The 13,807-nt window shown below is 68.2% G+C and carries 14 protein-coding genes; 3 read left to right on the top strand and 11 right to left on the bottom strand.

What is annotated here, in order from left to right; all coding sequences use genetic code 11:
- Positions 1 to 102 precede the first annotated feature (102 nt).
- Genes BLT03_RS07650 through BLT03_RS07625 form a run of 6 tightly spaced genes read right to left on the bottom strand, consistent with a single transcriptional unit; the run spans position 103 to position 4,801 of the window.
- Positions 103 to 1,272, bottom strand: a complete 1,170-nt coding sequence (locus BLT03_RS07650; RefSeq protein ID WP_092741894.1) for a DSD1 family PLP-dependent enzyme — start codon at positions 1,270 to 1,272, stop codon at positions 103 to 105.
- Positions 1,256 to 1,894 carry a histidine phosphatase family protein gene (locus tag BLT03_RS07645; RefSeq protein WP_092741892.1) on the bottom strand — a complete coding sequence of 213 codons (639 nt, stop codon included), beginning with the start codon at positions 1,892 to 1,894 and terminating at the stop codon, positions 1,256 to 1,258. Before BLT03_RS07645 ends, BLT03_RS07650 begins: the two co-directional genes overlap by 17 nt.
- Positions 1,895 to 1,902: 8 nt before the next feature.
- Entirely contained in the window at positions 1,903 to 2,532 is a 630-nt protein-coding gene (locus tag BLT03_RS07640; RefSeq protein WP_092741890.1) for a DUF4136 domain-containing protein, read from the bottom strand.
- Between the two features lie 60 nt (positions 2,533 to 2,592).
- On the bottom strand, positions 2,593 to 3,570 hold the full coding sequence (gene ttcA / locus BLT03_RS07635; protein ID WP_245711274.1) for a tRNA 2-thiocytidine(32) synthetase TtcA: 978 nt from the start codon (positions 3,568 to 3,570) through the stop codon (positions 2,593 to 2,595).
- Between the two features lie 17 nt (positions 3,571 to 3,587).
- Positions 3,588 to 3,959, bottom strand: coding sequence for a dihydroneopterin aldolase (locus BLT03_RS07630; protein WP_092741888.1), 372 nt, complete (start codon positions 3,957 to 3,959; stop codon positions 3,588 to 3,590).
- A gap of 41 nt (positions 3,960 to 4,000) precedes the next feature.
- Positions 4,001 to 4,801: an SDR family oxidoreductase gene (locus BLT03_RS07625; protein ID WP_092741886.1), complete on the bottom strand. Its 801-nt coding sequence runs from the start codon at positions 4,799 to 4,801 to the stop codon at positions 4,001 to 4,003.
- Between the two features lie 8 nt (positions 4,802 to 4,809).
- On the opposite strand from BLT03_RS07625, the gene BLT03_RS07620 reads away from it, so the two are divergent.
- Complete coding sequence (locus BLT03_RS07620) at positions 4,810 to 5,928, top strand: class I SAM-dependent methyltransferase (RefSeq protein WP_175537698.1); 1,119 nt, start codon at positions 4,810 to 4,812, stop codon at positions 5,926 to 5,928.
- A 128-nt stretch (positions 5,929 to 6,056) separates the two neighbouring features.
- On the opposite strand, the gene eutC is transcribed toward BLT03_RS07620, so the two are convergent.
- The 5 genes from eutC to BLT03_RS07595 form a co-directional block, all read right to left on the bottom strand.
- On the bottom strand, positions 6,057 to 6,887 hold the full coding sequence (eutC, locus tag BLT03_RS07615) for an ethanolamine ammonia-lyase subunit EutC (protein WP_092741882.1): 831 nt from the start codon (positions 6,885 to 6,887) through the stop codon (positions 6,057 to 6,059).
- Positions 6,887 to 8,281: an ethanolamine ammonia-lyase subunit EutB gene (locus BLT03_RS07610; RefSeq protein WP_092741880.1), complete on the bottom strand. Its 1,395-nt coding sequence runs from the start codon at positions 8,279 to 8,281 to the stop codon at positions 6,887 to 6,889. Before BLT03_RS07610 ends, eutC begins: the two co-directional genes overlap by 1 nt.
- Positions 8,282 to 8,312: 31 nt before the next feature.
- Entirely contained in the window at positions 8,313 to 9,089 is a 777-nt protein-coding gene (locus BLT03_RS07605) for a DeoR/GlpR family DNA-binding transcription regulator (RefSeq protein WP_092741878.1), read from the bottom strand.
- A 366-nt stretch (positions 9,090 to 9,455) separates the two neighbouring features.
- Entirely contained in the window at positions 9,456 to 10,625 is a 1,170-nt protein-coding gene (locus tag BLT03_RS07600) for a YbfB/YjiJ family MFS transporter (protein ID WP_092741876.1), read from the bottom strand.
- Positions 10,622 to 11,497, bottom strand: a complete 876-nt coding sequence (locus tag BLT03_RS07595) for a LysR family transcriptional regulator (protein WP_092741874.1) — start codon at positions 11,495 to 11,497, stop codon at positions 10,622 to 10,624. Before BLT03_RS07595 ends, BLT03_RS07600 begins: the two co-directional genes overlap by 4 nt.
- 241 nt (positions 11,498 to 11,738) lie before the next feature.
- On the opposite strand from BLT03_RS07595, the gene BLT03_RS07590 reads away from it, so the two are divergent.
- A complete protein-coding gene (locus tag BLT03_RS07590; protein WP_092741872.1) occupies positions 11,739 to 12,677 on the top strand; it encodes a TauD/TfdA dioxygenase family protein in 939 nt (312 codons plus the stop codon).
- An 80-nt stretch (positions 12,678 to 12,757) separates the two neighbouring features.
- Positions 12,758 to 13,798 carry an ABC transporter substrate-binding protein gene (locus tag BLT03_RS07585; protein WP_092741870.1) on the top strand — a complete coding sequence of 347 codons (1,041 nt, stop codon included), beginning with the start codon at positions 12,758 to 12,760 and terminating at the stop codon, positions 13,796 to 13,798.
- The last annotated feature ends 9 nt before the right edge of the window (positions 13,799 to 13,807 follow it).

The following is a 13,807-nucleotide window of genomic DNA, read 5'->3' as shown; positions in this document are numbered from 1 at the left end:
CCTTTCTTTCTTTCTTTCTTTCTTTCTTTCTTTCTTTCTTTCTTTCTTTCTTTCTTTCTTTCTTTTGCGGGCCATCGCGCAGGAGCCCGTCGGTGCTTCAGTTCAGGTCAGCGCGCCCCGGGCGTCCACGCGGATGATCCGCTCCACCACCCCGTGCGCCAGCCCGCCGCGCACCCCGATCAAGAAGTCGTACAGGTTCACCGTCGGGTCGCAATGGCCGGGAATGAGCCACAGCATCCGGCCCAGCGAGGGCAACCGGGCCTTGTTGCCGTCGGCGTACAGGATTCCATGCTCATCGCCGCCGTTGGCGTAGCGCAGTGCCCGCTCGGGCGGCAGCATCGCCACGATCGGCAAGCCCGAATCGATGGCGTGGCTCTTGTGGCCGGCGTCGCACACCGCGTGCGTTTCCTGGCTGGAGATGACCTGTGTCTTGACGAAAAGGGCGTGCTCGAATACGGGCTGGGCGGGCTCCCGCTCGTTGCTGGCGTAGTCGGCATCCATGAAAAGAAATGAACCCGCCTGCAACTCGCCGTAGACGCCGCTGGCCGCCTCGTGCACCAGCGTGCCGGTGCCCGCGCCGGTGACCAGGGGTACTGGCAGTCCGGCCGCGGCGATCAGGTCGCGCGTGTGGCGCGCAGCCTGGACCACCGTGGCGATGGCTTCCCTGCGGGCTTGCGCGCCCCGCAAATGCTGTGCGCGGCCGTGGTAGGCATGCAGGCCGGCAAAGCGCAGCCGGGCATGGCGCGACACGGCCAGCGCCAGGGCCACGGCCGGCTCGCCCGGCGGCACGCCGCAGCGCCGCTGGCCCACGTCGATTTCCACGAAGACATCGATGCCCGCGTCGCTGGCGGTGACGGCCATGGCCTCGGCCAGGCGCTCGATGCCTTCCTCGCTGTCCACCGCCAGGGCCAGGCGCCCGCCGCGCAGGCCGAGCTGGTGCGCCAGGCGCGCCACGCGCAGCAGCTTGGCGCCGGCGATCACCTGGTTGCTGATGTACAGGTCGTTCACGCCGGCGGCGGCCAGTGCCTCGGCCTCGCTCACCTTCTGCACGCAGGCGCCGGTGGCGCCCGCCTGCTGCATGAGCAGCGCGAGTTCGGCGCTCTTGTGCAGCTTGGCGTGCGGCCGCCAGCGCACCTGGTGCTTGCGCGCGAAGTCGGCCATGCGCTGGATGTTGCGTTCCATGGCGTCGAGGTCCACGACGAGTGCGGGGGTGTCGATCAGGTCGACGCGCAGGCCGATGCTGGCGCGCAGGGAATCAGGAATGGGCTTCATCGCGCGTGGCGTTGTCCAGGTGCTGTGTGTCGGCCCAGCCGACGAGGGTGAGTCCGTTGTCGGTCCAGAGCAGGCGGTTGATGGCTGCGTTGGTGAGTTGCCAGGTGCGCGGTGCCTGCAGTTCCTGACCGGTGGCAGCCCGGTACAGCACGTCCATGACCCCGCCGTGGGCCACCAGCACCACCAGTTCGCCCGGATGGCGCTGCGCCAGCCGGTCGGTGGTCCGGGTGATGCGCTCGCGAAACACAAGCAGCGATTCGCCGCCCTCTGGCACGAAATGCGGGTCGCGCTGGCGCCAGCGGCGGGCTTCTTCGGGCAGTTCGGTCTCGATCTCGGCGAAGGTGCGGCCCTGCAGCTGGCCGAAGCTGCGTTCACGCAAACCGGGCTCTGCGATCAGCGGTGCCCCGGTGGTGTCCGCCACGGCCTGCGCGGTGGCGTGGGCGCGCTGCAGGTCGCTGGCATAGATGGCGGCCACCGGCTCGCCGGCCAGGGCCTCGCCCACGCGGCGCGCCTGCCACAGGCCGGTGTGGTTGAGCGGAATGTCCAGGTGGCCCTGGATCCGCGTGTCCACGTTCCAGGCGGTCTCTCCGTGGCGGATGGCGATGATGCGGGTGGCTTGCATGGCGTGGGTCAGCGCGCGGGCGGCGCGAAGGTGGTGCGCACCTGGCGCGGGCCGGCGGGAGGTTGCGGAAAGCCGGTCAGTGCGGCGTCGAAGAGGATGCCGAAGATGGCCGGGTCGTTGGTCCACACATCCTCGTGCACGGCGGAGGTTTCATACACGATCTTCTGCGTGGCCGCGTCGCGCAGCACCAGGCTGGCCTCGCGCCGGTAGAGCGTGGGCGGGCGGTCCATCATCCAACTGCCGCCCATGCCCCAGCCCCAGCGGCCGCCATGGCCGCCGTAGCCCAGACCCAGGCCCCAGTGGGGATAGAACGGGTCGCCGTAGTAGGGCCAGTAGGCGGGCGTTGCATAGCTGGCCTGGGCGCCGATCTGCAGCACCAGCTTGGCATTGGCATCGTCGCGCTGCAGGCCCACGCGGGCGAGCGATTGCTGGGCCATGGCCTCGATGGGCGCGAACGACGCGGCCTGGGCCTGCTGCGACGGCAGGCGCTCCAGTCGGTAGGTGGGCGGCGAAGGCAGGGCGGCCAGCGTGGAATAGCTGTGCACGGCACTGTCCACGGTGCGGGTGACGGCGCAGCCGCCGAGCGTCAGCGCGGCAAGGGCCAGAACGATGGAATACCAGCAGCGCAGGGTCTTCATGGGTGTCTCCTGAAAGGGTCCGTCATGGGAAGGGCGCCGCTGGCACGAAGCGATGGGGCTTCAGGACAGCTGCACCACCTGCACGCCCGGCAATCCGGGTGCCGCCGGAAAGTCTTCGCGGTCGAAAGCCTTGTCACCGTCTTCGCTGGCGATGCCGGTCGCCTTCAGACCCTTGAAGTCGTGCAGTGTTCCATCGAGCAGGTGCGAAGGCACGATGTTCTGCAGTGCGTTGAACATGTTCTCCACGCGGCCGGGAAATTTCTTGTCCCACTCGCGCAGCATTTCGCCCACCTGCTTGCGCTGCAGGTTCTCCTGGCTACCGCACAGGTTGCAGGGAATGATGGGGAAATCGCGGTGCGTGGCCCAGCGCGCGGTGTCTTTTTCGGCCACGTAGGCCAGCGGGCGGATCACCACGTGCCGGCCGTCGTCGCTCACGAGCTTCGGGGGCATGGACTTGAGCTTGCCGCCGAAGAACATGTTGAGCAGCAGCGTCTGCAGGATGTCGTCCCGGTGGTGGCCCAGGGCGATCTTCGTGCAGCCCAGTTCATCGGCCACGCGGTACAGAATGCCGCGGCGCAGGCGGCTGCACAGGCTGCAGGTGGTCTTGCCCTCGGGGATGAGCCGCTTGACGATGCTGTAGGTGTCTTCGTTCTCGATGTGGAACGCCACGCCTTGCGATGCCAGGTACTCGGGCAGCACATGCTCGGGAAAGCCCGGCTGCTTCTGGTCGAGGTTCACGGCCACCAGATCGAAATGGATCGGCGCGCGCGCCTTGAGCTTGAGCAGGATGTCCAGCAAGGCGTAGCTGTCCTTGCCGCCCGACATGCACACCATCACCTTGTCGCCCTCTTCGATCATCTGGTAATCGACGATGGCCTTGCCCACCTCGCGGCACAGCCGCTTTTCCAGCTTGTGGGTCTCGCGCTCGATCTTCAGGCGGGCGGCAGGCGCCGCTGCGCTGTCGGCGGTGGCAGGGGCGTCCGGCAGGCCGAGCGGTTCGGGGGCGTCGGCGGTCCAGCCGCGGGCGGGGTCGTTCATTACGGCATTCATTGGGGTCACCACTGTCCTGTCTCGCTGCGAATGGCCACTTCGCAGTCGTCAAAAATTTCCAGCTTGGCGATCTTCACGCGCACGCCCAGCACGCCGGGCAGCAGCATGAGCCGGGCGCTGAGCTTGCCGATCAGGCTCTCCAGCAGGTTCACGTGCTCGGCCGTGCACTCGTCGATGATGATCTGACGCACCTTGCGGTAGTCGAGCACGTGCAGGATGTCGTCGTCGCTCGGGCGCAGGGGCTGCGTGCCCAGGTGCAGCTCGGCATCGACCTGGATCGGCTGCGGCGTGGTCTTCTCGTGCGCGAGGATGCCCAGGTTCGCGTCGAAGCGCAAACCGGTGAGCGTGAGAATCTGGGTGCCTGCGGCGTTGTACATAGGGTGTGCAAAGGAAAAGAAGGGGGCGGGCGAGCCGGCGCTCACATCATCGAAAAATCGCGCTCGAACCGCATCAGGTGCTGGCCGCCGTCCACCAGCAGCGTGGTGCCGGTGATTGAGCGATTTTCGAGCGCGAACTTCACGGTGGCGGCCACGTCGGCGGCAGTGGAGGAGCGGCCCAGCGGGCTCAGTGCGTGCAGCTGGCGGAATTTTTCACCTTCCAGCAGATGGCTGGTAAGGGTGAGGCCGGGCGCCACGCCCACCACCCGCACCCGGGGCGCGAGGGCCAGCGACAGCATGGTGCCGGCCGCCTCCAGCGCTGCCTTGGAGAGCGTGTAGCTCAGGAAGTCGGGGTTCTGGTTCCACAGCTTCTGGTCGAGCAGGTTGACGACGGCGCCTTGCACGCCGTCCGCCGCTTCGTCACTGCCGCCTGCCGCCGCCCGCTGCTCCAGGTGCGCGTGCAAACCCTGGGCCAGCAGGATGGGCGCTGCCGTATTGCTGCGCAGGTGCTGCTCGAGCGTGGCGAACCCGAAGCTGGCGGCATCGTCGTGCTCGAACAGCGAAGCGCTGTTGACCACCGCGTCCACCGCGCCGAAATGCTCCACCACGCGCGGCAGCAGGAAGCGCACGGCGGCCTCGTCCTGAAAGTCGGCATCAAAATGGGCGCTGGCGCATGAAAGACGCCGGCACTCTGCTACGGTTTCGATAGCATCCTGTTCGGAGTGCCGATAGTGCACCGCCACCTGCCAGCCGCCCGCTGCCAGCGCGAGCGCGATGTCGCGGCCCAGGCGCTTGGCGGCGCCGGTCACCAGCACGGTGCGAGGACGGGAGGGGGAGGGCATCGGGGACAATCGGGACCGTGACGACGACAGAACCCCCAAGTTTAACGACCGCCCTGGCGGCCCACATCGGCGAGGCCATTGCAGCGGCTGGCGGCTGGATCGGCTTCGACCGCTTCATGGCCCTGGCCCTGTACACCCCTGGCCTCGGCTACTACGCCAACGACTCCACCAAGTTCGGCCTGCTGCCCGGATCGGGCAGCGACTTCGTGACCGCGCCCGAACTCAGCCCCCTGTTTGGCCAGACCCTGGCCGTGCAGGTGGGCGAAGCCCTGGCGCAGACCGGCACGCACGAGGTGTGGGAATTCGGCGCCGGCTCCGGCGCATTGGCGCTGCAGTTACTCGGCGCCCTGGGCGACCGGGTGCAGCGCTACACCATCGTCGACCTGTCGGGCAGCCTGCGCGCTCGGCAGCAGGTGCTGCTGGGCGCCCATGCGCACAAGGTGCGATGGGTGGATGCGCTGCCCGAGCGCTTCGAAGGCGTGGTGGTGGGCAACGAAGTGCTGGACGCCATGCCCGTCAAGCTGCTGGCCCGCCACGGCGGACAAGCGGCCGGCGTGTGGCATGAACGCGGCGTGGTGGTGCAAAACGGCGCTTTCGCCTGGGCCGACCGCCCCACCGATCTGCGCCCACCGATCGAAGTGGAAGGCCCGCAGGACTACCTGACCGAGATCCATCCGCAGGGCGAAGGCTTCATCCGCACCCTGGCCGACCGGCTGGAGCGCGGCGCGGCCTTCCTGCTGGATTACGGCTTCGGCGAGGCGGAGTACTACCACCCCCAGCGCCACATGGGCACCGTCATGTGCCACCAGGGCCACCTGGCCGACAGCGACCCGCTGGTGGAGGTGGGCCGCAAGGACATTACCGCCCACGTCAATTTCACCGCCATGGCCCTGGCCGCGCAGGAGGCGGGCCTGCAGGTGCTGGGCTACACCACGCAGGCGCACTTCCTCATCAATTGCGGGCTGGCCCAGCGCATGGTGGAGTTGCCCGTGCTCGAACGCGCGACGGCGGCCAAACTGGTCATGGAGCACGAGATGGGTGAGCTGTTCAAGGTGCTGGCCCTGGGCGCGGGCGACCCGTGGGAGCCGGTGGGCTTTTCGCAGGGGGACCGGTCTCACCGGTTGTAAGCCCCCACGCTTCCCTGAGCCTCCACGACGGGTTTGAACCAACGCTGGGGGCGTCCATTCAACCGCGAGCCGCTCCAATGCCCGGCCGCGCCCGCATCGCCCCGAGCCCGGCGGGACGGCGTGGCCGTTCAATCTCCAGGGAGCGTGCCGGCCGCAGGCCCTGCGGAAAGGACGGCAGCATCGCTGCGGTCTTTCAACCCGATTCCAGTGAGCCCCAGGCGCCGTGCTTCGCCGCACAGCCACCACAGGCGCGCCGCCGCTGCGGCCGGCACCAGCCCTTCGGGCCGAACGTTGGAGATGCAGTTGCGCTGCGCATCGCTGCAGCCCACCTGCGGGTGCCAGGTGAGGTAGATGCCGAGGCTGTCGGGAGAACTCAGCCCCGGCCGTTCGCCGACCAGGACCGCCACCATGTGTGCGCCCAGCAGCGTGGCCACTTCGTCGCCCAAGGCCACGCGCGCCTGGGTGGCGATCACGACCGGGCCGATGCGCCAGCCCTGCGGGGCCGTGCCGAGCACTGCTTGGATCAGCGGCACGGCATTGCGTTCGACCGCGAGGGAGGACAGGCCATCGGCCACTACCAGCAGCAGGTCGGCACCGGCCTGGGCTGTGCCGTCCGGTGCCGCGTTGCGCAGGCGCTCGGCGTCGGCATCGCAGAGGCGGCGGCCCAGGTCGGGGCGCAGCAGGTACGTGGCGCGGTCGGGCGCCGCGCTGGCGACCTGCTGCGTGGTGCAGCCGGCCGCCTGAAGTTGCGTTGCCAGTGCATCGACATCGAGCGGCCGGTGCACGGCATCGCGGGCCTGGGCGTGGGCCAGGCCGAAGTCCAGCAGTTCACGGGTCGGAATCGCGTGGCCCGCGCGGCCCAGCGCCAGCCGCGCCGCGGTGTGGGTGCGCAGGTCGTCCCAGGGGTCCGGCGCGGGGCCGGTGTCCGTGGTGGCTGCGGTGGAGGGGGTACGTGGCATCAGGCAACTCCGATCTGCCGCAACTGCGCCAGTGCCGGCTGCTGTTGCGCGGCGGGCAGCAGCCGGCCCGCGCCGTCGGCCAGGTGCATGCGCTGCAGCCAGGCTTCGAACTCGGGTGCGCGCTTCAGGCCCAGTACCTCGCGCAGGTACAGCGCGTCGTGAAACGAGGTGCTCTGGTAGTTGAGCATGATGTCGTCGGCCCCCGGCACGCCCATGATGAAGGTCAGGCCCGCCACGCCCAGCAGGGTCATCAGCGTGTCCATGTCGTCCGAATCCGCTTCGGCATGGTTGGTGTAGCAGACGTCGCAGCCCAGGGGCACGCCCAGCAGCTTGCCGCAGAAGTGGTCTTCCAGGCCTGCCCGAATGATCTGCTTGCCGTCGTACAGGTACTCCGGCCCGATGAAACCGACCACGGTGTTGGTGAGCAGCGGCGAGAACGCACGCGCCACGCCGTAGGCCCGCGCCTCGCAGGTCTGCTGGTCCACGCCGTGGTGCGCATCGGCCGACAGCGCGCTGCCCTGGCCGGTCTCGAAATACATCACGTTGTCGCCCAGAGTGCCGCGGCGCAGGGACAGCGCGGCCTCGCGAGCCTCGCGCAGCAGCGCCAGGCTCACGCCGAAGCCGGCATTGGCCTTCTCGGTGCCGGCGATCGACTGGAACACCAGGTCCACCGGCGCGCCCTGCTCGATCATCTGCACGGTGTTGGTCACATGGGTGAGCACGCACGATTGCGTGGGGATCTGCAGCTTGGCGATTACTTCGTCCAGCCGGTGCACCAGCCCGGTCAGCGCCGCGATGCTGTCGGTGGCGGGGTTGATGCCGATCACGGCGTCGCCAGCGCCGTAGAGCAGGCCGTCGATCATCGAGGCGGCAATGCCGCGCAGGTCGTCCGTGGGGTGGTTGGGCTGCAGCCGCACGGCCAAGTGGCCCGGCAGGCCGAGCGTGTTGCGAAAGCGTGTGACGACCCGGCATTTACGCGCCACCGACACCAGGTCCTGGTTGCGCATGAGTTTGCTCACCGCGGCCGCCATCTCGGGCGTGAGGCCCGGCGCCAGGGCCGACATCGCGGCGCTGTCAGCGGCCAGCAGCCAGTCGCGCAGCCCGCCCACGGTGAGGTGTGCGACCGGGGCGAAGGCCTCGGCATCGTGGGTGTCGATGATGAGGCGGGTGACCTCGTCGCTTTCATACGGCACCAGCGCTTCGTTCAGGAAGCGGTCGAGCGGCACGTCGGCCAGGCACATGCGCGCCGCCATGCGTTCCACCGCCGAGCCGGCGGCGATGCCCGCCAGCACGTCGCCCGACCGGGCCGGCGTGGCCTTGGCCATCACGTCGCCCAGGTCGCGGAACTGCCAGCGCTGACCGCCGGCGGTGTGGTGGTAACGGCTCGTGGACATGGCGGGCTGGACCTTTCCGGCGGCGGGGGGGTCAGGCGACGATGACGTGGCTGCCGGCCGCCTGCAGCGCCGACAGTCCGGGCAGCGCGCGCGACCCCGCATCGGTGACGATGGTATCGATCTCGGGCAGTCCCGCATACACCACGCGGCTGGCCTGGCCGATCTTGCTGTGGTCGGCCAGCACGATCAGCCGCTGCGCCTGGCCCGCCATCGCCCGGGCGATGGCTGCTTCATGGTGGTCGAAGCTGGTAGCGCCGTGCTGGCAATGGATGCCCACGGGCGAGAGCAGCGCGACGTCGGCCCGGTAGCGGTAAATCTCGGCCACGGTGATGTCGCCCTGGGTGGCCTGCACTTCGGGGTTGGGGCGGCCGCCCAGCAGGATCACGTCGTTGCGCGCCGCGCGCCCCGCATCGGCCCCGGCGAGCTTGAGCGCCACGTTCAGGCCGTTGGTCACCACCGTCATGCCCGACAGGGACGACAGTTCGCCCGCAAGGATGGCCGTGGTGCTGCCGGCGTCGAGGAACAGCGTCTGCCCCGGCTGCAACTGCTGCAGCGCCGCGCGGGCAATGGCGCGTTTTTCGCGCTCGCGCACTGCCTGCCGGACGGCCAGGGGCGGCTCGGGCTCGGGCCCGGGCGCCACCACGCCGCCGTGCACGCGGCGCAGAATGCCCTGCGCCTCCAGCTCGACGACGTCGCGCCGCACGGTCTCGCGCGACACGTCGAGCTCTTGCACGATGCGCTCGGTGCTCACGCGGGTGAGCGTGGTGAGCAGCGTGCGGATGCGGATGAATCGTTCTGCCTGCAGCATGTCCTGTAATCCTGTCGAAAAGATTCGTTCGCGGGTTTCATCGGCCACGGCGCCAGACCGCTGCGTGCAGCAGCATCAAGTCCAGCAGTCCGCCTCGCCATGATGCCCTTTGAAAGCTGGGCGGCCTTCGGGAAGCGAAGACCTGGTGAGCGCGTGAAGAAAAGAGGCCACGGTGAACAGCGTCATCCAGGGCCGAAGGGCGGCCGGGCTGGCACCGGACGTCAACCAAGCCCTGGAAACGGCAGGCCCGAAAACGTGCATTGGATGCGCCCGTGCCGATGACTGTTCTTTGCACGGAGTGCCACAAGCCTTGAATATGCCGTGGCCCAAGGTCAGTTTCATGACGCTGACCCTGGCCGTCCCCCGTCAGAACCTTCGAAGACTGATGGCCGCCGCCACGCAGAGCGCCGCGGAGGCCGTCACCAGCGCAGCGTTGAAGCTCTGCGTCATGCCGAACAAGGCGCTGGCCAGCAGCGGGCCCGCAATCTGCCCCAGGCTGTAGACCACGGTCAGTTGAGCCATCAGATTGCTTCCCGTGGCTCGGCTGATGCGTTGGGCCGCAGGCATGGCGATCGTGACCACCCCCAGGAAAGTGCCGCCCACCAGGATGGCGCTGAGCATGTGCGCGGCTGCTGCGCTGGAGAGCACGGGCAGGCTGACCCCGCAGGCTTGCACCAGCAGGTTGATCGCCATGGCCCGGGACGTGCCCAGGCGCCGGTGCGCGAAATGCCACAGGTAGCAGGAGGGCGCGGCGCTCAGCCCGAACAGCGCCCAGGTGTGCGCCACGTTGGTGCCCGGCAGCGCCTTGCTCATCAGCAGCGGCAGGTAGGTCGCGGTGATGATGTAGCCGAAACCGGCCAGGGCATAGACCGCGGTGAGGGCAGCCCGGTTGACGGCCGGGGAGGCCGGTGGGGTAGGCGGTGCGTTCACGGGCATTGCAACGGCTTCGGCAGCGAGCCGCTCTTTTTCCGGACCCGCGAGGCCGGCCAGCGCCGCCAACCCGGTCACGGCCGAAACCGCCGTCAGCAGCCACCACAGCCCGTGGCTCTGGAGGCCAGCATCGACACCGGCGACGAGCAGTTCCGCCGAAACGGCGATCCCGATTCCCACGCCCCCGTAGAGCAGTGGCGCGCCATGGGCATGCTTGCGGTGTTCGAGCAGCCAGGTGGACGCAGCGACCATCGCCAGCGCACTGAAGGCCCCGGCCAGGCCCCGCACCACGACGATGAACACGGCCGCGTTGGCAAGGCCCAGCAAGGCCAGGCAAGCGACGGTGCCCAGCGTGGCTGCGACGCACATGGCGCGCGCATTGTGGGCGCGCGTCCTCATGGCCAGCATGGCACCCAGCAGGTAGCCCGCGTAGTTGGCCGATGCGGCCAGGCCCCCGGTGGCCACATCGATCAGGCCCTCGGCCACCATGTACGGGTAGAGCGCAGTGAACGAGAAACGGCCGATGCCCATGCCGACCGCCAGCAGCAGCGCTGCGTGAAACGATGGCCGCAGCCCGGCGTGGCCGTGGTGTGCAGTCGCGCTCATGCCGGCTCTCCGTCCAGCGCCTGGGTCAGCGCCTGGAACGGCGAGGCGTTGAACCCCGCCCGTGAGAGCAGCCAGGTCGTGGCCGTCCCGACCTTCAGCGTGCGCAGCGCGGGCGATGCGGGGGCCGTCAGCCCGAGCACGCTCTTCGGCAGCAGCGACACGCAGGCCCCGGCAGCCACCCCCGCCACCATCGCATGGTAGGAGCCCATCTCCTGAACGGACCATTTCGGATCGCCGTCGATGCCCAGTGCCTCTTGCGCGATGGCTCGGTACACGCAGCCCTGGCGGAAGGCGGCGAGACTTCGGGTCTGGACGGCACCCAGGGTCCTGGCCTTTTCGTTGGGAGGAAGCAGCAGCACCAGCGTTTCCCTCCAGACCGCGCGGGCTTGCAACCCGAGTTCCGCCAGCGCGGCAGCGTCGTCCAGGCCGGGCTGCAGTGCCACGAAGGCGCAGTCCAGCCGGCCGGTGCGAACCGCGTCCAACAGGCTTTGCGAGGTGCCGGTGGACACTTCCAGCCGTACGGAAGGATGGGTTTTGCAGAGCGACGCCAGGGGGCGGGGAAGCCGGCTGGCCGCCGTGCTTTCCATGCTGCCGATGCGCAGCATGCCGCCCTCGCGCCCGCCGGCCACGGCTTCTTCGGCTTCGTCCTGCAGCGACAGCAGGCGCTGGGCATAGCCCACCAACCGCTCTCCCGCCGTGGACAGGTGCATGCGCTTGCCGGACCGCACGAACAGTTCCACGCCCAGGTGCGCCTCCAGGTTCTGGATGCGCGTCGTGACGTTGGAGGGCGCACGCCCGAGCCGGGCGGAGGCCTGCGTCACACTGAGTTCGTTCGCCACCGCACAGAAAATCTTCAACGATTCGGGGTCCATGATGTTCTTGTTTGAAGAATGATTTGTGAATGTTATTCCTTTTTTGAGATTTTAATGGATTGGTCTCTGCGGCAACTTTGACCCTGAAGGGCCGTGGAGAAGCTGTGTGATGACCTGCGACAGCCTTGAATAGATGTTTTAGTAGTTAACAACTGATAAATCATTCGTTCCGGATCGCAGGCGTGCTGAATAAAGTGGCAAACCTCCAGGCCCCACCGGGCCCGCTCAAAGGTTGCTCACCATGTCGGCCGTTCTGTCTCCCGCTTCATCCGCCACCGTTTCCTCTCTTTCGACCGCGCCGGGCGGTGCCGAACCCCAGCGGTTCGACATCCGCTCCGCCCCTGGCGCTGCAGGCGCGCTGGGCGCCGAGGTGGTCGGGCTCGATCTGTCCCGGCCCATCGGCGCGAAGGACTTCTCCCGCATCCACCAGGCGCACCTGGATCACCACGTGCTGGTGTTTCGCGACCAGCGCATCACGCCGCGCCAGCACATCGAATTCAGCCGCCGCTTCGGCCCGCTGCAGATCCACGTGCTGAAGAACTTCCAGTTGGCCGGCCACCCCGAGATCCTGATCGTCTCCAACATCAAGGACGCCGGTGGCCAGCCCATCGGGCTGGGCGATGCCGGGCACTACTGGCACTCCGATCTGTCGTACAAGGAAAAGCCCAGCCTGGGCTCCCTGCTGCACGCGCAGGAACTGCCGGGCGAGGGCGGCGACACGCTGTTCGCCGACCAGCACGCGGCCTACGACGCCTTGCCGGAAGCGCTCAAGACGGCCATCGCATCGCTGTCGGCCGAGCACAGCTACCTGGCCAAGTACGAAGAGCTGCGCGCCCGCAACCCCTGGCGCCCGAAACTCACGCAGGCGCAGATCGACGAGGTGGCGCCTGCCGTGCACCCGGTGGTGCGCACGCATCCCGAAACCGGCCGCAAGGCGCTCTTCGTGAGCGAGCACTTCACCACGCGCATCGTCGGCCTGCCCGAGGACGAAAGCCGTGCGCTGCTGGACGAACTGTTCGCGGCCAGCGTGCGGCCGGATTTTCTGTACCGGCACCGCTGGCAGCCGCACGACCTGGTGTTCTGGGACAACCGCTCCGTCATGCACCTGGCGGCCGGCACGCCCGACAGCGAGCGGCGCAAGCTCTACCGCACCACTGTCGAGGGCGACTTGACGTTCTGACTGCATCGATGCCGCTCGCTTTGCGTTCTGGTTTTCGCTCTTTTTTTAGCTCCACCGATCTTTCCCAGGAAACGCCCACCATGTTCCAGCCATCACGCCGCGGCGCCGCCCGCCGCACTTTCGCCGCCCTGGCCGCTGCCGGCCTGATGGCTTGCGGCATGGCGTTGCCCGCCGCCGCGCAGGCGGCCGAAGGCCAATTGCGCATCGCCCAGCAGTTCGGCGTGGTGTATCTGCTGCTGAACGTGGCGCAGGACCAGAAGCTCATCGAAAAGCACGGCAAGGCCGCGGGCATCGACATCAAGGTCGATTACCTCCAGCTGTCGGGCGGCTCTGCGGTGAACGATGCGCTGCTGTCCGGCAACATCGACATCGCGGGGGCGGGCGTGGGCCCGCTGTTCACGCTGTGGGACCGCACCAAGGGCCGCCAGAACGTGAAGGGCGTGGCATCGCTGGGCAACTTTCCGTACTACCTGGTGAGCAACAACCCCAAGGTGAAGACCCTGGCCGACTTCACCGACCAGGACCGCATCGCCCTGCCGGCCGTGGGCGTGTCGGTGCAATCGCGCGTGCTGCAGATGGCTTCGGCCAAGCTGTGGGGCGACAAAGAGTTCAACCGCCTGGACAAGATCCAGGTCGCCCTGCCGCACCCCGATGCCGCGGCGGCCATCATCAAGGGCGGCACCGAGATTTCGGGCCACTTCGGCAACCCGCCGTTCCAGGAGCAGGAACTGGCCGGCAACCCAGCCGCCCGCATCGTGCTCAATTCGTACGACGTGCTGGGCGGGCCGTCGTCGGCCACGGTGCTATACGCCACCGAGAAATTCCGCAACGAGAGCCCCAAGACCTACAAGGCGTTCCTCGACGGCCTGGACGAGGCAGCGAAGTTCATCGCCGCCAACCCTGAGAAAGCGGCCGACATCTACCTGCGCGTGACCGGTGCCAAGACCGACCGCGATCTGCTGCTCAAGATCATCAAAAACCCCGAGGTCCAGTTCAAGGTGCGCCCCGAGAACACGCTCGGCATGGGGCAGTTCCTGCACCGCGTGGGGGCGATCAAGAACGCGCCTGCCGCGCTCAAGGACTATTTCTTCGACGACGCCCACACCGCCGGCGGCAGCTGACGCCACGCC

Origin of the sequence: Paracidovorax valerianellae, assembly GCF_900102625.1 — a bacterium.
In the GTDB taxonomy this organism is placed as follows: domain Bacteria; phylum Pseudomonadota; class Gammaproteobacteria; order Burkholderiales; family Burkholderiaceae_C; genus Paracidovorax; species Paracidovorax valerianellae.
Note: the sequence above shows the minus strand (reverse complement) of the source record. Positions and strands in the feature narration are given on the sequence as shown.